The sequence below is a fragment of the Arthrobacter humicola genome, assembly GCF_022803015.1.
Taxonomy (GTDB): domain Bacteria; phylum Actinomycetota; class Actinomycetes; order Actinomycetales; family Micrococcaceae; genus Arthrobacter; species Arthrobacter humicola_A.
The window spans coordinates 105851-125379 of sequence record NZ_JAFKON010000008.1; the positions used below are offsets into that span (position 1 = coordinate 105851).

Annotated in this window: 18 protein-coding genes and 1 pseudogene; 8 read left to right on the top strand and 11 right to left on the bottom strand. The window is 68.0% G+C overall.

What is annotated here, in order from left to right:
* Nucleotides 1-5 precede the first annotated feature (5 nt).
* The gene (locus tag ARTB_RS15870) at nt 6-104 is read right to left on the bottom strand and encodes a potassium-transporting ATPase subunit F (RefSeq protein WP_018775954.1); all 99 of its coding nucleotides are present in this window, start codon (nt 102-104) and stop codon (nt 6-8) included.
* A gap of 416 nt (nt 105-520) precedes the next feature.
* On the opposite strand from ARTB_RS15870, the gene ARTB_RS15875 reads away from it, so the two are divergent.
* Entirely contained in the window at nt 521-2497 is a 1977-nt protein-coding gene (locus ARTB_RS15875) for an amino acid transporter (protein ID WP_243181421.1), read from the top strand.
* Between the two features lie 212 nt (nt 2498-2709).
* Here the strand turns inward: ARTB_RS15875 and ARTB_RS15880 are convergent, their stop codons facing one another.
* The 8 genes from ARTB_RS15880 to ARTB_RS15915 all read right to left on the bottom strand — a co-directional run bounded on the left by ARTB_RS15880 (nt 2710) and on the right by ARTB_RS15915 (nt 11406).
* The gene (locus ARTB_RS15880; RefSeq protein ID WP_009357211.1) at nt 2710-2913 is read right to left on the bottom strand and encodes a cold-shock protein; all 204 of its coding nucleotides are present in this window, start codon (nt 2911-2913) and stop codon (nt 2710-2712) included.
* Between the two features lie 147 nt (nt 2914-3060).
* Nucleotides 3061-4008 carry an alpha/beta fold hydrolase gene (locus ARTB_RS15885; RefSeq protein ID WP_243181422.1) on the bottom strand — a complete coding sequence of 316 codons (948 nt, stop codon included), beginning with the start codon at nt 4006-4008 and terminating at the stop codon, nt 3061-3063.
* An 87-nt stretch (nt 4009-4095) separates the two neighbouring features.
* Nucleotides 4096-6888, bottom strand: coding sequence for a PEP/pyruvate-binding domain-containing protein (locus ARTB_RS15890; protein WP_439954142.1), 2793 nt, complete (start codon nt 6886-6888; stop codon nt 4096-4098).
* Between the two features lie 165 nt (nt 6889-7053).
* A complete protein-coding gene (locus ARTB_RS15895) occupies nt 7054-7371 on the bottom strand; it encodes a hypothetical protein (RefSeq protein ID WP_079552423.1) in 318 nt (105 codons plus the stop codon).
* A 144-nt stretch (nt 7372-7515) separates the two neighbouring features.
* Nucleotides 7516-8571 carry a zinc-dependent alcohol dehydrogenase family protein gene (locus ARTB_RS15900; protein WP_243181424.1) on the bottom strand — a complete coding sequence of 352 codons (1056 nt, stop codon included), beginning with the start codon at nt 8569-8571 and terminating at the stop codon, nt 7516-7518.
* Between the two features lie 132 nt (nt 8572-8703).
* The gene (locus ARTB_RS15905; RefSeq protein ID WP_243181425.1) at nt 8704-9900 is read right to left on the bottom strand and encodes an acetyl-CoA acetyltransferase; all 1197 of its coding nucleotides are present in this window, start codon (nt 9898-9900) and stop codon (nt 8704-8706) included.
* Nucleotides 9897-10577 carry a CoA transferase subunit B gene (locus tag ARTB_RS15910; RefSeq protein ID WP_243181426.1) on the bottom strand — a complete coding sequence of 227 codons (681 nt, stop codon included), beginning with the start codon at nt 10575-10577 and terminating at the stop codon, nt 9897-9899. Before ARTB_RS15910 ends, ARTB_RS15905 begins: the two co-directional genes overlap by 4 nt.
* A gap of 82 nt (nt 10578-10659) precedes the next feature.
* Nucleotides 10660-11406 (bottom strand): CoA transferase subunit A, encoded by a 747-nt coding sequence (locus tag ARTB_RS15915; RefSeq protein WP_243181427.1) that lies wholly within the window; start codon nt 11404-11406, stop codon nt 10660-10662.
* 249 nt (nt 11407-11655) lie between these two features.
* Between ARTB_RS15915 and ARTB_RS15920 the strand changes: the two genes are divergently transcribed.
* Both ARTB_RS15920 and ARTB_RS15925 read left to right on the top strand, forming a co-directional pair.
* Nucleotides 11656-12438, top strand: a complete 783-nt coding sequence (locus tag ARTB_RS15920; protein ID WP_230010098.1) for an IclR family transcriptional regulator — start codon at nt 11656-11658, stop codon at nt 12436-12438.
* 136 nt (nt 12439-12574) lie between these two features.
* Nucleotides 12575-13480: an NADP-dependent oxidoreductase gene (locus ARTB_RS15925; protein WP_243181428.1), complete on the top strand. Its 906-nt coding sequence runs from the start codon at nt 12575-12577 to the stop codon at nt 13478-13480.
* 52 nt (nt 13481-13532) lie between these two features.
* Here ARTB_RS15925 and nadE read toward each other — a convergent pair whose 3' ends face one another.
* A complete protein-coding gene (gene nadE, locus ARTB_RS15930) occupies nt 13533-14354 on the bottom strand; it encodes an ammonia-dependent NAD(+) synthetase (RefSeq protein WP_243181429.1) in 822 nt (273 codons plus the stop codon).
* A 128-nt stretch (nt 14355-14482) separates the two neighbouring features.
* Nucleotides 14483-14656, bottom strand: a pseudogene (locus ARTB_RS15935) (substrate-binding domain-containing protein); the annotation flags it as partial.
* Between the two features lie 232 nt (nt 14657-14888).
* On the opposite strand from ARTB_RS15935, the gene ARTB_RS15940 reads away from it, so the two are divergent.
* The 5 genes from ARTB_RS15940 to ARTB_RS15960 all read left to right on the top strand — a co-directional run bounded on the left by ARTB_RS15940 (nt 14889) and on the right by ARTB_RS15960 (nt 19529).
* Nucleotides 14889-16136 carry an FAD-dependent oxidoreductase gene (locus ARTB_RS15940; RefSeq protein ID WP_043436308.1) on the top strand — a complete coding sequence of 416 codons (1248 nt, stop codon included), beginning with the start codon at nt 14889-14891 and terminating at the stop codon, nt 16134-16136.
* Nucleotides 16137-16207: 71 nt separating this feature from the next.
* Entirely contained in the window at nt 16208-16792 is a 585-nt protein-coding gene (gene pyrE / locus ARTB_RS15945) for an orotate phosphoribosyltransferase (protein WP_243181430.1), read from the top strand.
* 95 nt (nt 16793-16887) lie between these two features.
* Complete coding sequence (locus ARTB_RS15950) at nt 16888-17697, top strand: GAF and ANTAR domain-containing protein (RefSeq protein ID WP_243181431.1); 810 nt, start codon at nt 16888-16890, stop codon at nt 17695-17697.
* A gap of 95 nt (nt 17698-17792) precedes the next feature.
* Complete coding sequence (locus tag ARTB_RS15955; RefSeq protein ID WP_243181432.1) at nt 17793-18338, top strand: hypothetical protein; 546 nt, start codon at nt 17793-17795, stop codon at nt 18336-18338.
* Between the two features lie 207 nt (nt 18339-18545).
* Nucleotides 18546-19529 (top strand): thioesterase domain-containing protein, encoded by a 984-nt coding sequence (locus tag ARTB_RS15960; protein WP_243181528.1) that lies wholly within the window; start codon nt 18546-18548, stop codon nt 19527-19529.

Genomic DNA, 19529 nt, shown 5'->3' on the forward strand with positions numbered 1-19529 from the left:
TCCGTTCACCACTTTTCCGGATGGATCAGGACGGCCAGCAGGTAGCCGAAGAGGCACAGCCCTGCCAGCAACAGAACGAGCCACATCACCGCATCGGCGCTCACTTGCCACCCTCCGGCCGGTCATCGGCACTGCCGACCATCCCGGCCAGGACGTGGCCGATCCACATTACGAATCCCATCGACAGCATCAGGATTCCGATCACAGCCAAATCAGCCATGGGGCATTCCTTTCCTCGGTGTCCCCGTTGGGAGACAGCTCCAGTCAAACCCCGTCGCCGGCCCGAACCGGCGGTTTTAACGCTTCCTTGATGGTTGCGGCCTGGATCTTGATGCCGCATTAGCGGTGGCGGGTCCGGCGAGGCCGGCGACGCGCGGGAACCCGGACGGGCACCCGAAGCGCCGGTTTGAGGGCCGCGTTAAGGAACCATCAGGATTGTTCGCCGGACGGTAGCGGCGGCCTCCGGGGCTGGTAGCGTCTCGGACGGAAGCGGCGCGGTGTGCCGCGTGGAAAGGACATCATGACCACCCTCAGCCGGCCCCCGGCAGACCCCTCCGCGCCGCGGCCCGGCGCCGGGGAACACTTCAGGAACTGGCTGCTGTTCGGCCTCCAAGACGCCAAGGGAATCCACCAGGGGCCCGGGGCCGTGAGCGACAGCCACCTGAAAAAGCACTCGTGGTGGCAGGTCATGTGCCTGACCGGCGTGGACTACTTCTCCACCCTGGGCTACCAGCCCGCCATCGCCGCGCTCGCGGCCGGCGTGATTTCGCCGCTGGCCACCCTGGTCCTGGTGGCCGTGACCTTGCTGGGCGCACTGCCCGTGTACCGCCGGGTGGCCGGTGAAAGTCCGCGCGGTGAAGGGTCCATCGCCATGCTGGAGCGGCTGCTGCCACGTTGGGGCGGGAAACTCCTGGTCCTGGTGTTGCTGGGGTTCGCGGCTACCGATTTCATGATCACCATGACGCTTTCTGCCGCGGACGCGACCGCGCACGCGCTCGAGAACCCGTTCGCCCCCGCCTGGATGCAGGGCCAGAACGTCGCGGTCACGCTGTTCCTGCTGGCTCTGCTCGCCGCGGTGTTCCTGCGCGGTTTCAAGGAGGCGATCGGCGTCGCCGTCGTCCTGGTGGGCATTTACCTCGGGCTGAACGTCGTCGTGGTCATCACAACGATCATCGAGGTCCTGCAGCACCCGGTGGCGGTCGATAACTGGTGGCTGGCCCTGACCACCCAGCACGGGAGCCCGCTGATGGTGGTGGGCATCGCGCTGCTCGTGTTCCCCAAGCTGGCCCTGGGCCTGTCCGGCTTCGAGACCGGCGTCGCCGTGATGCCGCAGATCCGCGGCCACGCCACGGACACCGAGGAGAACCCTCAGGGCCGGATCAAGGGTGCGCGCCGGCTGCTGACGACGGCGGCCCTGATCATGAGCGCGTTCCTCGTCACCACGAGCTTCACCACAGTGGTCCTGATCCCGGCGCAGGAGTTCCAGCCCGGCGGGCAGGCGAACGGCCGCGCCCTGGCTTATCTGGCGCACGAATACCTGGGAAACGGATTCGGCACCGTCTACGATCTAAGCACCATCGCCATCCTGTGGTTCGCCGGCGCCTCCGCCATGGCCGGGCTGCTGAACCTCGTGCCGCGCTATCTGCCCCGGTACGGCATGGCTCCGGAATGGGCCCGGGCGGTCAGGCCGCTGGTTTTGGTGTTCACCCTTGTGGGGTTCCTGATCACCTGGCTGTTCGACGCCGACGTCGACGCCCAGGGCGGCGCTTACGCCACCGGTGTCCTGGTTTTGATGACGTCGGCGGCGATTGCCGTGACGCTGTCCGCACGAAGCCACCGGCAGCGCAAGCGCAGCATCGGCTTCGGCATCATCGCCGTCGTGTTCATCTACACCACGGTGGCCAACATCTTCGAGCGGCCCGAAGGCATCCGGATCGCCGCGTTCTTTATCATCGGGATCATCGTGATCTCCCTGCTCTCGCGCATCCGGCGCTCGTTCGAGCTCCATGCCACGCATGTGCGGATGGACACCCCGGCCCTGGAATTCCTGGCCGCCAATGAATCCGGACCCATCGCGATCATCGCCCATGAGCCGCTGCGGCTCACTGCCCAGGCGTACCTGGACAAGCTCACGTCCGCGATCGAGGTCAGCCACCTCCCGCTGGACTCCCAGGCGCTGTTCCTCGAAGTCGTGGTGGACGACTCCTCGGACTTCGAGACCGCGCTCGAGGTCCGCGGGGTCAGCCGGCACGGGTACCAGATCCTGGAGGTCCACGGGCCTGTTGTTCCGAACACGATCGCCTCCGTGCTGCTGCACATCCGCGACGTCACCGGGCTGATGCCGCACATCTACTTCCGCTGGACGGAGGGAAACCCGTTCACCAACCTCCTGCGGTTCCTGGCTTTCGGCGAAGGCGAGATCGCCCCGGTGACGCGCGAAGTGTTGCGCGAGGCCGAGCCGGACGTCACCCGGCGTCCGTGGGTCCACGTCGGCTGACACCACGCCCGGCGGCAGGGGGGGCGGCCACCAACGCCTCGAACACCAACGCCTCGAACACAAGCGCCTCGGCCACCAACGCCTCGAACACAAGCGCCTCGAACACAAGCGCCTCGAACACAAGCGCCCCTCCGGAGGAATCCTCCGGAGGGGCGTTTGTGGTCTTCGGGGAAAGTGTCCCGGCCAGGCGGCCGGGGCTTTTTCCGGAGTACTTAGAGCGGGCGGATGTTCTCAGCCTGCGGGCCCTTCGGGCCCTGCGTGACGTCGAATTCAACCTTCTGGTTCTCGTCCAGCGAGCGGTAGCCGCTGGTAGCGATTGCCGAGTAGTGGGCGAAAACGTCGGCCGACCCGTCATCCGGGGCAATGAAGCCAAAACCCTTTTCGGCGTTGAACCATTTAACTGTGCCTGTAGCCATGCCTTTATCCTTCTGAAATGCTGCTGATCTCCGGCGGCCAAAAGGCCAACGGCTGCGGAGACATTCGTCCGCTGTCCCCAACGTACGGTGCGACGGGCCGCGGTGCAAGGGTCTGACGGGGGTCTTCGTCTCGGCCGGCCGCTTTCGTCAGGCCGAGACGGTGGCGTCGAAGAGCGCAATCAGGTCCCGGCTGATCTGGTACGGCGAGGTCTCGGACGGGCTGTGGCCCGCGCGGTAGACCGAAATCCGCGCACCGATCGACTGCGCGAAGCTCCGGTGCAACGCCAGCGGCCAGAGGTCGTGTTCGCCGACTGCGACGAGCTTTGGCAGCGTCGCGGCCGCCAGCACCCGCCGCAGATCCGGGGTGTGCTTCATAAGGCCGATGATGTCGACCACCGAGGCGCGGCGCGTGAACGCGAACCGGCTCCTGACGAACCGCAGCCGCTGCGGCGCCACCCGGGCAATATTGCTGCGGATGCCCCAAATCATTATTGCGGTGCCGACCTTGGAGGTGACCCAACAGCTGACCCAGCCTGCCAGGCGCACGTAGCGGAGGCTCTGTCCCGGCTCCGGCGGGCAGCTGATGAGGGTCAGGCTGCGGAACTTTTCTGGCCGCTGGACGAACGCCAGTTGGGCAACCACCGCCGCGAAGGAATACCCCACGACGTGCACGGCGCCTTGATCGGTGTCCAGCATGGCCAGGAGGTCGTCGCGGAACAGCTCGTAGTCGTAGCAGTTCCGGGGCGGAACGAGGTTTTCGGGCCCGGCCTGGGCGGATTCATACTGCCCGGCGATGTCGCAGCTGAGGACGAAGTAGCCGGCCGCGGCGAGCTCGGGCAGCATGAGGATGAAGTCTTCCTTGGAGCCGGTTGCGCCCGGGATTAGCAGGACGCGCGGCTTCCCGGGGTCTCCGGCAGCGATCGTCGCCAAGGTCCCGCTCGGTGCCTCGAACTGACCGCGCATCACGCCTGCCGGAAGGACGGCCCAGTCGAAGTCGGGCAACGCGGCGTCCCGGCGGGCGGCATCGTCCACCAGCCCCGAACCAAAGCCCTCGGGAACCGGGCCGCCCTGTGCGTTACTGCCGGCAGACGCCATCTATCTAACATAGCCCCCTGCCGGCGGCGTGGCGGAGGTCCCGTTGCAATTCGACGGCCCGGCGCCGGCCGGTCCGGAGGTCCACGCTCAGCCAGCCAGGCTGCCGGCGGCCGTGGCGGGGGAGAGCGGGGAATCCACCTGCCGCACCGTTCCGGCCGATCCGTCCACGGTCACGGTCTCACCGGTCCGCAAGCGGGTGGTCGCGTCCGGCACGCCCACCACCGCCGGGATGCCGTATTCGCGGGCCACCACGGCGCCGTGCGAGATCACCCCGCCCATTTCCATCACCAGGGCGCCGGCCGTCATGAACAGCGGCGTCCAGCCGGGGTCAGTGGAGGGCGCCACGAGGATTTCCCCGGGCTCGAGGTGCGCGCCCACCGGATCCAGGATGACCCGGACCATTCCGGTGGCGGTGCCCGCCGACGCCGGTGTCCCGGCGAGGGCGCCGGAAGCGGGGGACTTGGCCATCACGGCCGCCTCCACATCCGTGCCGTCGGAGAGCAGGAGCCGGGGAATCCGGCGCCGGCGCAGTTCGACGTCGTAGATCCGGTGGCGGCCCGCGACGATGCCCTTGAGGTCGGCACCCCGCAAACCCACACGGACTTCATCGAATTCCAGGAAATACACGTCGTCCGCGGCGGCGATCGCACCGGACCGGGCCAGCTCGATGCCGATCGCGTTGAGCTGGCGGTGCATTTCCGCGAGGGCGAGGATGATGTAGAACTTGGGCAGTTCGCGCAGTCCGGACAGCTGGCGGGTCCGGCGCAGGCAGAATTCCACCAGCTGGGCACGGATCCGGCTCCGGACCCTGGTCCGCTCCACCAGGCTGCGGATCCTGGCCTCGGCATGTTCCTCGGCGCGGGCGAACTGCCGGTCGGGCGCTTGCTCGGGGTCGGCCACATGAAGGTAGTTCGAGATCATCCCGAGGATATGGTCCGGCTTCTCCGACCACCGCGGCATGCCAAGGTCGATCTCCGCCACGGCGCGGTGGCCGTAGCGGTCCAGGAACCCGTGCAGGCCGGTCTGTGCCACTGCGGGCAGCGAGCCGGCCTTGTACAGGGCGGCCAGTTCCCTTGGCCCGTGGGCCAGGAACACCTCCCGGGACGCGGCGTTCGCGCCGACGGTGACGGCCAGTTGCCAGAGTTCGAGGTCCATCTCAGTGGTGACATTGTTGGGCAGACCCCGCAACACGGCCTCGAGTTCCCGCGGTGCCGCGATGCCGCGCAGCAGCCTGCGCGCCCCGGCCAGCATGAGGTAACCAACGGACGGTCCGGGCAGCGTCGCCAGGATCAGTCCGTCCACGGTGTTCTCCAGGATGCGCTGGGCGTGATCGAGCCGGCCAAAAGTGGTGGCCGGTTCCGGCAGGACAAGTTCGGATTGAAGGCGATCTCCGTAATCGAAGGCGCGGCGCAGTTCGGCGGACGGCCGCACCGCGGCCCGCAGAAGGGACGGAAGCAGCCGGACCGTCAGGCCCAGGCCGGCCATGGTTCCGGGATCGCGCCCTGCGCTATTGCCCGCTGCGCCGCTGCCGGTCCGCGGCCGCCGGGGGGCCAGCCTGCCCGCCGCGCCCTGCCGTGGCCGCCGGGACGGCCGTTTGCGCACGCCGAACCGCGGGTCATCCAGGAGTGCCGGAAAAACCGCGCCGGACCTGCCGTCCGCCAGCGGAAGCATCCGCAGCAGGTAGCGGCGGCCGTACCTGTTGCGCACCATGGGCGTCACGTCCACATACATCCGCAATCCCGGGTTGACGTACCGCCACGGCCCGTTGCGGTTCCGCATTGAGCCCAGCACGGAGAGCCCCATGGGGGTCAGGGGCCTGGTCAGGCCCTGGAGCAAGGTGCCGCACAGGTAGACGTGGGGGTCGACGTCGGCCCCTGCCTCCGCGCCCAGCGGTTCGGCGGCCGCAGGCTCCGGCAGCGGATACAACGTGGTGATGGGCCGCGACTGGGTCACCCAGATCCTGCCCGCGGCGTCGATCACCCATTCCACATCCTGGGGTGCCCCGAACAGCCCCTGGACGGTATCGCCGAGGGCCGTGAGTTCGCGGATCCGGGCGTCGTCCAGGCTCGGCCGCCGCCGGACTGACGTCCCCTTCGGTGAACGGAGGAGGATGCGTCCCGTGGCCGTATCCACGACGAAATGGTCCGGGTTGACGCTGCCGGAGACCACCGCCTGGCCGGGCCCGGCGCTCGCATCGATGACCGTTTCGGTCCGGGTGCCCGTCACGGGATTGGCGGTGAAGAGCACGCCGGCGCTGGTGGCGGTGATGAGGTCCTGGACGACGACGGCGAGGCCCACCTCACGGTGGCTGATGCCGTTGGCGGCGCGGTAGGCCACGGCCCGTTCGGTCCAGAGTGAGGCCCAGCAGCGCCGGACCGACTCGACCACGGCGTCGGCTCCGGAGATGTTCAGGAAGGAATCCTGCTGGCCGGCGAAGCTGGCGAAGGGCAGGTCCTCGGCGGTGGCGGAGGATCTGACCGCCACTGTGGCCCGGCTGCCGAGCGCGGCGTACGCGCCGCGAAGCGCGGCATCGACGTCGGCGGGAATCGGCGCGGTCACGATCATTTCCCGCGCCTGCCGGGCCAGTTCACCCAGATCCGGTCCGGGCCGGGCCAACCCGGGGCGGCCTGGCTGGCGGGAGTCGCCGTCGCCTATGTCGCCTATTTCGCCGTTGTCGCCGTTGTTCGACGGGTGGGGCTGCGCGGCGTCCAGCCGGGCCGCCAGCGCGTCCAGTTCGGCCGGGGCCGCCTTTCGGTAGGCAACCGTGGTGAGGCAGAATCCGCGGGGTACACGGAACCCGGCGGCCGTGAGCTTGCCGAGGTTCAGGGCCTTTCCGCCCACGAGCGGCAGGGGAGCGGAACCCAGTGCGCTGAGATCCATGACGAGACTTTCCGGTGCCCTGCCATCTGCAGAACCCATTTCCTGCTCCCACGTCCTGTCCGCGTCTTCAAGCCACGTGTTCACGCCACGTATTCAAGCCGCGGGCGGCCTCCGGGTCCTGAGTCCGGCGGCGCGGCGGCCCCTCTGCCAAGCGAGCCTGCCGGCCTACTGGCCGGCGTCGGCCTCGCCGGTGTCTTCCCACATAAGATCCAGGTTGCGGAAGACCGGAGGGCCGTCGCACAGGGCGGCCATCTGCGCGGCGAATTCGGAGGTCTCGGGCCGGTTGGAGTTCTCCATGGCCGACTCGTAGGAGTCGAACTCCACGATCGTGAGATAGGTTCCGGGGCGGTCGCGGTCTGCGGTGGCCATGATGCGGCGGAAGGTCGGGGCAGTGGTTCCCTCCGTTCTGGAGGGCCGGCCGAGTTGCTCGATCTCCTCAATGCGGGAGGTCTGAAATTCGATGATCTGCACGAACCTGGCCATGACGGCTCCCTTGACGGCGGCGGATGCTGATGCGCTTCACGCTAGACCCTCGTCCTTGCCCGTGCAAGGGCGGGAGCTAGCAGTACAGCCAGGCCGGCGCGGGCGGCCGCGCGGGTGTCAGCGCGGCCGCCGTCGAGAGCCCGGCTACGGGGTCAGGAGGACCTTGATGGCGCGCCGTTCGTCCATCGCGCGGTAGGCCTCGGGTGCCTCTTCCAGCGGCATGACCGAGTCGAACACGCGGCCCGGATTGATGGTGCCGTTCAGCACGTCCGCCAGCAGTTCCGGGATGTACGTCCGGGCCGGGGCCATGCCGCCGCCGATCGAGATGTTGGTGTCGAACAGAAAGCGCAACGGGGCTTCGGCGCCGCCGGTGGGGACGCCGACAAAGCCGAGGGCGCCGCCCGGGCGGACGCTGTGCAGGGCCTGTTCCATGGATTCCTTGGTCCCCACGCACTCCAGCACGGAGTCGGCCAGGACGCCGCCGAGCAGTTCGCGGACCTTGGCGACGCCCTCGTCCCCGCGTTCGGCGACGATGTCCGTGGCCCCGAATTCGCGGGCGATCGCCTGGCGGTCGGCGTGCCGCGACATGGCGATGATCCGCTCCGCGCCGAGGCGCTTGGCGGCCAGGACGCCGCAGAGCCCGACGGCGCCGTCGCCGACCACCACGACCGTCCGGCCGGGACCGGCCTTGGCCGCGAGTGCTGCGTGGTGGCCTGTGGCCATAACGTCGGAGAGCGTGAGCAGGCTGGCGCGGAGGGCGTCGTCCGGGTCGGTGACGCCCGGGACCTTGACCAGCGTGGACTCGGCGAGCGGTACTCGCACGGCCTGGCCCTGGCCGCCGTCGATCCCGTGGCCGGTGTCATCCTTGCCGCCCCAGCCGGCGAGGTGGTCGCAGGCCACCGTGACGCCGTCGAGGCACTGCGGGCACGCGCCGCAGCTGACCACGAATGGAGCGATCACGAAGTCGCCCACGGCGAGGTCTTTGATGTCGTCGCCGACGCTTTCGACCGTCCCGATGAACTCGTGCCCGATCGCGGACGGCTTGTGGGTGGGCTTGACCCCGCGGTACGGCCAGAGGTCCGAGCCGCAGACGCAGGAGGCGGTGACCTTCACGATGACGTCGGTGGGCAGCTGGAGGGTGGGGTAGCCGCGGTCTTCGACTCGGATGTCGCCGGGACCGTGGATGATGGTGGCGCGCATGGGTGCTCCTCGCATTGTGGTGGATGGGCTGGGAACGAGTTTAGTCCCGTGGCATCCCGGCCACGCAGGCGAGGACAAACAACGCGGGGTCAGATCCGGCCCATTAAGGGCCGTTTCTGACCCCGCGTTGCTTTAGAGGGCTTCGAGCACGCTGACGTAGTTGGCGATGCCCACGCCGCCCATGTTCTGCACCGCGGCCCGGCGCGGGTTGGCCAGCTGCATGTCGCCGGCGGTCCCGGTGAGCTGCATGGCGGCGATGACGTGCTGGGAGACGCCGGTGGCGCCGACGGGGTGGCCCTTGGCCTTGAGCCCGCCCGAGACGTTGACCGGCAGCTTGCCGTCCTTGAAGACCCAGCCTTCCTCGAGCGCCCGGGCGCCCTGGCCGCGTTCGGTCAGCCCCATGGCCTCGTACATGAGCAGTTCGGCGATGGTGAAGCAGTCGTGGACTTCCGCGAAGTCGAGCTCCTCCAGCCCGACGCCGGCCATCCCCAGGGCCCGCTGCCAGGAGGCCCGTGTGGCGGCGAATTCGGTCGGGTCCCGGCGCTCGGCGGGGAAGAAGTCGTTCGCCTGGCCGAAGCCGGCGAGCCGCACCGGGGCCGTGGCGCCGCCGGTAGGGGCGACGGAGAGAACGACGGCGGCGGCGCCGTCGGAGACGGGGGAGCAGTCGGTGCGGCGCAGCGGGTCGGCCACCATCGGGTTCTTGTCCGAGACGGTGCGGCAGAAGTCCTCGCCGAGGTCCTTGCGGAGCTGGGCATAGGGGTTGTCGAGGCCGTTGCGGTGGTTCTTCGCGGCGATGGTGCCCAGGACGTCGCCGAGCTTTCCGTTGCCGTCCCCGTAGCGCTTGCCGTAGTGCTTCGCGACCTCCGCGAAGAGGCCGGTGAACCCGGTGGTGGAGGCCTTGCCGGCCATGTCGTAGTCCGCGCCGAGCAGGGCCGCGCCCACGACGTCGGCCCCGGCCTGCGTCATCTTCTCGGCACCGATCACCAGGACGGTCTTCGCGGTGCCGGCAAGCAGGGACTTGGTGCCCTGCTGGAACGCGGCCGAGCCGGAGGCGCAGGCGTTCTCCACCCTGGTGGAGGGCACGTTGGCCAGCTGGTCCGAGACCTGCAGTGCGAGGGAGGACGGGAAGGCCAGCGGCATCATGCCGGAGTTGAACTGGCCGAGGTAAATCTCATCGATCTGGCCGGGCTCGATCCCGGCGTTGCCGATCGCCTCGGTGGCGACCTGCACGATCAGGGACTCCAGGGTTTCTTCGCTCAGCTTGCCGAACCGGCTGTGGCCCCAGCCGGTGAGCAGGACGTCCTTGCCGAACTGGTCTTTGAGGCTCATGCCGTCGCTCCTTCAAATTCGAGCGCGACATCGAAGTCGGCTTCGGTTTTTTCGCGGATATCCTCCACGGTGACGCCGGGCGCGAGGCGCGTGAGCGTGAGCTTCCGCCCGCCGTCTGCTTTGTGTTCATTCTTCACAAGGTCGAAGACCGCGAGGTCGCTGATGATGCGGTCCACGCAGCTGAGCCCGGTGAGGGGCAGCGTGCATTCCTTGACGATCTTGGCGGTGCCGTCCTTGGCGTTGTGCTCGGTGAGGACCAAGACGCGCGGGGTGCCGGCCACGAGGTCCATGGCGCCGCCCATGCCCTTGACCATCTTGCCGGGGATGGTCCAGTTGGCGAGGTCTCCGTTCCCGGAGACCTGCATGGCGCCCAGGATCGCGACCTTCACGTGGCCGCCGCGGATCATGCCGAAGGACGTCGCGGAGTCGAAGATGCTGCCGCCGGGCAGGACCGTGACGGTCTGCTTGCCGGCGTTGATCAGGTCCGCGTCTTCCTCGCCCTCGAAGGGGAACGGGCCCATGCCGAGGAGGCCGTTCTCGCTCTGCAGGACAACGCGGACGCCGTCGGGCAGGTTGTTGGCCACCAGCGTGGGGATGCCGATGCCAAGGTTGACGTAGTCGCCGTCGTTCAGTTCTTCGGCCGCGATTGCGGCCATTTCATCTCGGGTCCAGGCCATGGTGGTTCTCCTTGGAAAGTCAGGGTGCTGAGGGTGGGGCGCCAATGCCGGCGCGCCCGGGGTGGCCGGCGCTCGGGCCGGATTAGACGGTGACGGCGGGGGCGGCCTGCGCCGGCTCTGCTTCCGCTGCGGGCCGCGGGCGGACGGTGCGCTGTTCGATGTCCTTGACGCGGCCGCTGGCCTGGACCAGGCGCTGGACGAACACGCCGGGGGTGATGATGTGGTTCGGGTCCAGCTGGCCGGGCTCGACGATCACTTCGGCCTCGGCGACGGTCACGGCGCCGGCCGTGGCGACCACGGGGTTGAAGTTCTGCGCGGTGTACCGGTAGATCAGGTTGCCGTCGGTGTCGGCCGTGTGGGCGTGAACCAGGGCGACGTCGGCCTTGATGGCGCGTTCCTGGACATAGGTCTCGCCGTCGAACTCTGCCAGCGGCTTGCCTTCGGCGACGAGGGTGCCCACGCCGGTCTTCGTGTAGAACGCCGGGATGCCGGCGCCGCCGGCGCGCAGCCGCTCAGCAAGGGTGCCCTGTGGGGTGAACTCCACCTCCAACTGGCCGGCGAGGTACTGCTCGGCGAAGAGCTTGTTTTCCCCAACGTAGGACGCGATGACCTTGCGGACCTGGCCACCTTCGATCAGGACCCCGAGGCCCTTGCCGTCCACGCCCATGTTGTTGGAGACGACCGTCAGGTCCTTCACCCCGGAATCCCGCACCGCCTCGATCAGGTCAGCGGGGATCCCGCTGAGCCCGAAACCGCCGACGGCGAGCGTCATGCCGTCGCGCAGCACGTCCTGCAGAGCGGCCGCTGCCCCGGATTTCACCTTTGACATTGCATCTCCTCATTGAGCTCGTCTTGCTATCCACTCCGGCAATCCACTTTGTGGACTCCATGCCTGAAGAAGGAGCCTATGGTGTGTCACAGACCACTGTCAACGTGGAGTTTCCCCGCAAATTGGCGGAGTTTATAGTGTGGACGCTACCCTTGGCACTATCCATTATGTGGATACCTGATGGTAAAATCGGGTAAAAGCAACGGGGGTGACAGCATCACCCAGTTCCGGGCCGACGTGAGGCAAGCAATGAATACAACCCCCGTCCAGGGCGCCCAGGTGGTCAGCCGGGCAGCCGGCCTGCTGCGCCTGGTCGGCCGGAAGCCGGAGGGCTGCCCCCTGGTGGAGCTCGTGCGCGAATCCGGCCTGACGCGGCCCACCGTGCACCGGCTGCTGAGCTCACTCGCGGCCGAGGGGCTGCTGGACCAGGACCCGGGCAGCGGCAACTGGGTCCTGGGTCCTGAGATCCTGCTGCTGGGGTCCGTGGCCTCGGCGCGCTTCCCCCTGGAGGACATCGCGAGGCCGAGCCTGCGCCGCCTGGCCGAAGAGACCGGCGAAAGCGCTTTCTTCTCCATCCGCCGCGGCAACGAGACCGTGTGCCTGCTCCGGGAAGAAGGCAGCTTCCCGGTCCGTTCCTTCGTGCTGCACGAGGGGGTGCGGTTCCCGCTGGGCGTCGCCTCCGCAGGCACCGCCATCATGGCCTTCCTGCCGGCACAAGAGCAGGAAGAGCTGCTCGCCAACTGGGCAGCCCACGCCGGCAGCTTTGCGGCCGCGCACACCGCAGCACTGGTCAGGGAGAACCTGGAAGCGACGCGGCAGGCCGGCTATTCGGTCAATCCGGGGCTGGTCCTGGAAGGCAGCTGGGGGATGGGTGCGGCGGTCTTCGACCAGCGGGGCCGCCCCGCCTGGGCGCTGTCCCTGACCGGCATCGAACCGCGCTTCCGGGAGGACCGGCGTCCGCAACTGGGGCGGCTGCTCCTGGAAGAAGCGCACCGGATCTCCACGCTGCTGACCCGCTCGCCAGGCGCCTGACCCTCGTCAAGGGCCCCGGTTCGGCTCAGGCCGCCTCGGACAATTCAACTTGCCGGGCGACTCTTGCGCAGCCGCCGCTTGTGCCAGAAGCTGGCAGCACAGGCCGCATCGCGTCGAGCCGAAGGAGCAAAGCCTCATGAAAGACATCAAGATCTCTTTCGATCACTATGGCAGCCCGGACGTCGTCACCGTTGGCGAGGAGGAACCGCCGGTTCCGGGGGAGAACGAGGTCCAGGTGGGGATCCGCGCCGTCGGCGTCAACCCGGTGGACTGGAAAGTCGTTGCCGGCTACCTGGAGCCCTACCTTGCCCTGGACTTCCCTGCAGTTCCCGGCTGTGAGGCGGCAGGAATCGTGACCGCCGTTGGCCCCGGCGTGACCGGCCATGAGGTGGGCGACGACGTGATCTGGAATGGCATTTCCGGGGCCTACCGTGCCGCGGCCAATTTTCCGGCCAGCCAGCTGACGCCAAAGCCCGCGGGCATCGATTTTGAGCAGGCGGCGTGCGTCGCGATAGCTGGCGGCACAGCGTATTCGGCGCTGCTTCAGCTTGGCATTGGCGTGGGGGACACGGTCCTCATCCACGGTGCGGCGGGCGGGGTTGGCTCGGCGGCAGTCCAGATCGCGCGGCACCTCGGCGCCCGGATCATCGGCACCGCTTCAGAGCAGAACCACGACTATTTGCGCGGCCTCGGCGCCGTGCCGGTGGCCTACGGCGAAGGGCTCGTGGAACGCGTCCGCGCACTGGGCACCATCACCGCCGTCCTGGACACCTTTGGCGGGGAGGAGACGACGACGGCGACGGTCCATTTGCTCGGCGGCCACGGCGCCGCGGTGACCACAGTGCCTGGAAAGGCGGCCAACGCGGCCGGATTTGCACCGGTCAGGCTGCTGGACGGACGGGTCGCGGAGGCGGCGCGGCTGTCGGCCGGGGGAAAGCTCCGCTTCAGCATCCAGGAGCGGATTCCCCTCACCGATGCTGCCAGGGCACTGGGCATCAGCCGCGCAGGCCATGTCCGGGGCAAACTCGTGCTGATCCCGTAAGTGGAACCCCGCGTGGCCGCCCGGCAGCCCCGCCCGGGGCTCTCTGCTCAGGCTATTTCCACCAGGTGTCGAAAATCGTCACCGGGACCGTGCGCTTGTGGCGGGTCCGCAGGTACATCGCCTCGATCCGTTCGGACGCGGCATCGGGTACGTCACGGCCCTCGAGGTAGTCATCGATCAGGTCGTAGCCCAGGCCGAGTTCGTCCTCGTCGGTGCGGCCCGGCTTGCCATCCAGCAGATCCGCCGTCGGAACCTTTTCCCAGATCCGGGCCGGTGCGCCGAGTTCCGCCAGCAGGGCGCGGTTCTGGCGCTTGTTAAGGCCGAACAGCGGCAGGATGTCCGCGCCGCCGTCGCCGAACTTGGTGAAGAATCCCGTGACGGACTCGGCGCCGTGATCCGTGCCGATCACCAGGTAGTTGTGCTCGCCGGCCAGGGCGTACTGGGCAATCATCCGGGTCCGGGCCTTGGTGTTGCCCTTGTGGAAATCGGAGATCTCGGTTCCTACGGTCTTCTCGAACTCGTCCTCGAAGCCATCTACTGCGGCCGAGATGTTGAACGTCCATTCGGTCTTGGCGCGCACGAAGTCCAGGGCCGCCTGGGCGTCGTCCTCGTCATGCTGGACGCCGTAGGGCAGGCGCACGGCCACAAAGTTCGCCTCGGTGCCCTCGGCCTCGAGTTCCTCGACCGCCAGCTGGGCCAGCCGCCCGGCCAGGGAGGAGTCCAGGCCGCCCGAGATGCCCAGGACGAAGCCCTTGGTGTGGGTGGCCGTCAAGTATTCCTTCAGGAACGTCACGCGTTTGCGCACCTCCCCGGCAGGGTCGATCCGGGGCTGCACGCCCATTTCCTCGATGATCTTCGCCTGGAGTTCACGCATGCCTCACAGCCTAGTCAGCGGTGTCAACAACGCTCAACTGTTGCAGCCGGACCGGCGGCTGGCGCGCGGATCCGGCGTCGAAATGGCTTCGGTTCCGGACGGCGGCTACGGTTTCGGACCGTTGCGACTTAGATGAGATGGGTGGGCATCACGGACCGGCTTCGTGTGCCACCGCCGGCGAGCGGGTTCAGCTGGGCCAGCAGCATGGACACCGCCATGCGACCGGCCTGCTCGATCGGGGAGGCCATGGTGGACAGCGGCGGATTGCAGAAGTCGGCGCCAAAGATGTCGTCGCAGCCCAGGGCAGGTCGGAGTTCCAGGGCACGTTCAACGAGAACGTCTTCTGCGACTCCTTCGACACCCGGCTCTAAACTGGCGCGGCGGGGCTGCGGGCGCCTAGGTTTCGGCTCGCCGCTACGGTTTCGGGCCGGTGCTGCGCGGATCCCCGCCGCGCCGGTCCGAAGCCGCGGCGCGGGTCCGAAACGTGCGCGAAAAACCCTCCCGCGGCACCCCGCGCAGGCGTAGCGTGGGGCCATGGAGAAGACCGGATGCGCGGTGGTGGGCGGTGGACCTGCGGGGATGATGCTGGGCTTGCTCCTGGCACGCGCCGGGGTGCGGGTGACGGTGTTGGAGAAGCACGCCGATTTTCTGCGCGACTTCCGCGGCGACACCGTGCACCCGTCCACCATCCGGCTCATTGACGAACTTGGGCTCGGCCAGGAGTTCCGCCGGCTGCCGCAGAGCCGCCTGAAGAACGTCGTTTTCCCGGTCCCGGGCGGGCCGTCCGTGACCATGGGTGACTTTGACGCCCTGCCGCCGCCGTACAACTACATCGCCATGATGCCGCAGTGGGATTTCCTGAGCTTCCTCGCCGACGCCGCCGCACAGGAACCGGGGTTTACGCTGCTCATGAGCCACACCGCCACCGGCCTGGTCCGCAACGGGGGCCGCGTCCGCGGAGTCCGCTTCAGGACTCCCGACGGCACGCAGGACGAGCTGCTGGCGGATCTGGTGGTTGCCACGGACGGCCGCCATTCCGCGCTGCGCACTGCGGCCGGGCTGGCGCCAAAGGAGTTCCCGGTGCCCTTCGACACCTGGTGGTTCCGGTTGCCCCGCTATCCCTCCGAAACGGGTGAGGTGGCCGGGCTTGTGCCGGCGTTCGGGCCCGGCGAGGCGCTGCTGGCCCTGTTCCGCAACGACTACTACCAAATGGGCTACCTCGCCGCCAAGGGCGCCGACGCCCGGATCCGTGCGGAAGGCGTTGAGGGCTTCCGACGGCGGGTCGCAGGGCTCCGCCCCGATCTCGCGGACCGGGTGGACGCCATCAAATCCCTCGATGACCTTCACTGGCTGGACGTGCGCCTGAACCGGCTGCGCTCGTGGCACATCAACGGGCTGCTGTTCATCGGGGACGCCGCGCATGCGATGTCCCCGGCCGGCGGCGTCGGAATCAACCTCGCCATCCAGGACGCGGCCGCCGCCGCCGAGTACCTTGCCCCCGCACTGCTCCGGGGCCGGGTAACCACGGCGGACCTTGAGAAAGTGGAACGACGGCGCCGGCTGCCGACCGTCATTGTGCAGACCGTCCAACGGATCATGCAACGCGCGATCTTCGTCCCGGTCATGACCGGGAAGCGGACAAAATTTCCGGCCGCGGCACTCTTCTTCGCCCGGCACGTTCCGGCGTTCCGCAAGATCATTCCCCGCTTCATCGCCTTTGGTCCGCGGCCCGAGCACGCACCGGCCTTCGCGCGGCGTGCCGAACCCCAGCCGCAGCCCTAGCCCTGACCCGGGACCGACATACAGCTCACCGGCTGGGAATCTGCGGCGGACCAGCCACTAAACTGGGAGCCATGACTGCCACCCGTGACTTCGCAGCCAACGCTGCCGCTGCCCGTGCCCGACTCCTGGACCTGATCAAGGAACTGGCCGTAGTCCGCGGCAAGGTCATCCTCTCCAGCGGCGCCGAAGCCGACTACTACATCGACCTGCGCCGCATCACCCTGCACCACGAGGCGTCCAAACTCGTCGGACAGGTCATGCTCTCGCTGATGGAGGACGCCGGGATCGATTTCGAGTGCGCCGGGGGACTCACCATGGGGGCGGACCCGGTGGGCACCGCCGTCATGCATGCCGCCGTCGACGCCGGCCGCCCGGTGGACGCTTTCGTGGTCCGCAAGGCGCAGAAGTCCTACGGCATGGGCCGCCAGGTGGAAGGCCCCTCGGTCGAGGGCCGCAAGGTCCTGGTCCTGGAGGACACCTCAACCACCGGCGGGTCCGCGCTGACCGCCGTCGAGGGCGTCCGCAAGGCCGGCGGCAACGTGGTGGCCGTCGCCGTGATCGTGGACCGCGACACCGGGGCCAAGGAAAAGATCGAGGCCGAAGCCGGTGTTCCGTATCTCTTCGCCTTCGGCAAGGACGAACTCGGCCTTAGCTAGGGGTTCGACGCCGGACGGCAGAGGTGGACGGGGTATGGGCCGTGACCTATCATTTGTCCCATACCCGTCCATCCTTTATCTGGAGAACACGCGCCATGCTCCCGTCCGAAAAGTCCCTGAACAGCGGTGTGAACCGCGGCCCTGAGGGGCAGGGCGCCGACATCTCGGTGGGAACGGTCGACCAGATCCAGAACCTGATCCTGGACAGCGCGGACTTCGAAGAGTTCCTGAACGAACTCGCGCGTTTTTCCGCGCACCAGGTGGCCGGCTCCGGCGACGACGCGCTGTGCGGAATCACCCTGCTCCGGGACCGTAAGGCCGCCACGATCGGGTGGAGCAGCGACTCCGCCCGCGAAGTGGACGAGATCCAGTACTCACTGTCCCAGGGCCCCTGCCTGACCGCCGCCAAGGAGGAACGGGAGGTCTACGTCCCGGACCTCTTCGACGAGGACCGCTGGGGTCCTGACTACGCCTCCGCCGTCGCCTCGCACGGCCTGCGCTCGGTGTTGTCGGTGCCTTTCCACCTCCAGGGCGAAGCCCAGGCGGCCCTGAACCTCTACTCCGATGTCCCGCACAAGTTCGACGGCGACGTCGCGGTCCGGGCCCGCGGCTACACCCGCGAAATCTCCCAGGCGCTGCGGCTGGCAGTCCGGTTCTCGCTGCACACGGACAGTGCCACAAACCTGCGCGCCACGCTTGAATCCCGGACCGTGATCGACATGGCCATCGGGATCGTTATGGCGCAGAACCGTTGCGACCAGGAAACCGCCGTCCGGATCCTCACCGACGCCTCCAGCAACGGCAACGTCAAGCTGCGCGACATCGCCAAATCCCTGGTGCAGTCTGTCGGCGGAACGGCAACCCGGACGCACTACGAGGAGCCGGATAGGCGGCAGGCCGGCTGAACCGGCAGCCGCCTATGACTTGTGTGCGACCACAAGCGCGGATACGCTGAATGCGGTTGAGCCGTCGGCCATAGACATCCTTATTTGGAGTACCTATGGACCAAACACTGCAAGCCCACGTCAAACTCGATGTCGTTTCCGACGTCGTCCGGATTAGTGTCCGGGGGAGCCTCACACAGGCCTCCCGCCCCTCCCTGATGCACATTATCCAGCGCGTCCGCCGCATGGGAATCATCTCGCACATCCGCGTTGACCTCGGCCTGGCCGCATTCGTGGAATCAGTGGCGCTGGCCGGCCTGCGCAACGACCTCAACGCGATCGACGGCGGGGCCTCCGGTTCGGAGGTCGCCGGCATGCCGGCTCCCGGCGGAGTCTCCCTGGAACTGACCGCGCACCGCGACGATTCCGCCGCCTTGCCACCCCTGGACATGGCCGGGGAATTTACGGCCTCGATCGATCCCTCAGGCACCCGGAAGCTGCACCGATTCTCCGACGACGAACTCTTCGCCGCGAGCGACTCTGTGTTCGGCCTTCTCGATGATCCCGCTGACATGGCCCGGTCGGAACTCCTGGCGACCTATGACGAGATCGGCATGGAAATCAGCCGCCGCGAGGTCGGCCGCGAGCCCGAACCCGCGTAACCGGCAACGGCGCTCCAACGGCGCTCCAACGGCGCCAACCGCGCTCCAGCGGCCCGCCAACGGCGTGCCAGCGGCGCTTCCACGCTGGGCTTCGTGACCGCTGTATGGTCCGGTTTCTCATCCCCGCCGAAGCGTGGATACGGTAGAGATGTGCCGGCCGAGGTGGATCCGAACCATCCGCGAGGCCCCGGTGCTTCCGAGGCCCGCATGCTCCGCCGCGCCGTCGAGCTTAAACGGGTTTCCCGCCGATCGTTCCTGATCGGCGCCGGGTCCGCGTCGCTGCTGGCGGCGGACATGCTGTTCACTCAGCGTGTGCAGGCCGAGCGGCGTGTCAGCCGGATCCTCGAAGTACCTGATGACGTTGCCGAACGGTATTACCCCCACGCCAGCTGGATCCTGTTCCCCGGCTACAAAACGAGCTGGGAAGAAGCCCTGTGGATCCTGAACGCGCTGCGCGGCTCCCTGAACAAGAGGGGCCAGCTCGCCGCCGTCGGGTATTCCAACGAAGGCCTGGACATCGACGAGGTGGTCATCGCCGTGATCGAGCACGTCCGCGCCCACAATCTCACCAGCCTCTACTTCTACGGCCATAGTTTTGGCGGCATGGTGGCTACCCAGGTGGCGGCCCGGCTGCGCGAACTGCACGGCGTCGAAGTGGCGTTCATCCTCCTCGACTCCAGCCCGGCGAGCCGGCACGACGTGCTGGACCAGAGCTGGTTCGAGGGCGTGGTGCTGCTCTACGAAAGCGGGTTCCGCTTCCCCACAGTGCTGCGCGGCGGCTACGAGCTCGGCGAGAGGATGCTGCACAAGAATGAACGCAGTTGGGGCCAGGTGGTGGACCAGACACTGGAACAGCTGTCCCCGATCGCGCCGTCCAGCGTGCTGATCCAGTCCGAATCCGCGTACATCTTCCACTTTGAGGCCAGCCGTTTCGTCGGGAAGCTGGGCGAAACGAAGATGGCGTTCATCGGCAACCCCCGGGACAAGACGGTTGATTACGAGACCGCCCGGGACACCTGGTCACTGTCCTTCAAAACCAACATGGTCTCGGATGACCTGCGCACCGACGGGGCGAGGCCGGAGCACGCGAGCCCTGGCTGGAGTCCGTTCATCTACCGGCCCATCATCGAGAAACTCCAGGACGATCTCTTCCCGCTGCCCGGCGGCGGCGGGAAGAAGACCGCGTTCTGA

Excerpts from the sequence above, each read along its gene's own strand:
- ARTB_RS15875 (WP_243181421.1), top strand. The coding sequence starts at position 521 with ATGACCACCCTCAGCCGGCCCCCGGCAGACCCCTCCGCGCCGCGGCCC.
- ARTB_RS15880 (WP_009357211.1), bottom strand. The coding sequence starts at position 2,913 with ATGGCTACAGGCACAGTTAAATGGTTCAACGCCGAAAAGGGTTTTGGC.
- ARTB_RS15885 (WP_243181422.1), bottom strand. The coding sequence starts at position 4,008 with ATGGCGTCTGCCGGCAGTAACGCACAGGGCGGCCCGGTTCCCGAGGGC.
- ARTB_RS15890 (WP_439954142.1), bottom strand. The coding sequence starts at position 6,888 with ATGGATCTCAGCGCACTGGGTTCCGCTCCCCTGCCGCTCGTGGGCGGA.
- ARTB_RS15895 (WP_079552423.1), bottom strand. The coding sequence starts at position 7,371 with ATGGCCAGGTTCGTGCAGATCATCGAATTTCAGACCTCCCGCATTGAG.
- ARTB_RS15900 (WP_243181424.1), bottom strand. The coding sequence starts at position 8,571 with ATGCGCGCCACCATCATCCACGGTCCCGGCGACATCCGAGTCGAAGAC.
- ARTB_RS15905 (WP_243181425.1), bottom strand. The coding sequence starts at position 9,900 with ATGAGCCTCAAAGACCAGTTCGGCAAGGACGTCCTGCTCACCGGCTGG.
- ARTB_RS15910 (WP_243181426.1), bottom strand. The coding sequence starts at position 10,577 with ATGGCCTGGACCCGAGATGAAATGGCCGCAATCGCGGCCGAAGAACTG.
- ARTB_RS15915 (WP_243181427.1), bottom strand. The coding sequence starts at position 11,406 with ATGTCAAAGGTGAAATCCGGGGCAGCGGCCGCTCTGCAGGACGTGCTG.
- ARTB_RS15920 (WP_230010098.1), top strand. The coding sequence starts at position 11,656 with ATGAATACAACCCCCGTCCAGGGCGCCCAGGTGGTCAGCCGGGCAGCC.
- ARTB_RS15925 (WP_243181428.1), top strand. The coding sequence starts at position 12,575 with ATGAAAGACATCAAGATCTCTTTCGATCACTATGGCAGCCCGGACGTC.
- nadE (WP_243181429.1), bottom strand. The coding sequence starts at position 14,354 with ATGCGTGAACTCCAGGCGAAGATCATCGAGGAAATGGGCGTGCAGCCC.
- ARTB_RS15940 (WP_043436308.1), top strand. The coding sequence starts at position 14,889 with ATGGAGAAGACCGGATGCGCGGTGGTGGGCGGTGGACCTGCGGGGATG.
- pyrE (WP_243181430.1), top strand. The coding sequence starts at position 16,208 with ATGACTGCCACCCGTGACTTCGCAGCCAACGCTGCCGCTGCCCGTGCC.
- ARTB_RS15950 (WP_243181431.1), top strand. The coding sequence starts at position 16,888 with ATGCTCCCGTCCGAAAAGTCCCTGAACAGCGGTGTGAACCGCGGCCCT.
- ARTB_RS15955 (WP_243181432.1), top strand. The coding sequence starts at position 17,793 with ATGGACCAAACACTGCAAGCCCACGTCAAACTCGATGTCGTTTCCGAC.
- ARTB_RS15960 (WP_243181528.1), top strand. The coding sequence starts at position 18,546 with ATGCTCCGCCGCGCCGTCGAGCTTAAACGGGTTTCCCGCCGATCGTTC.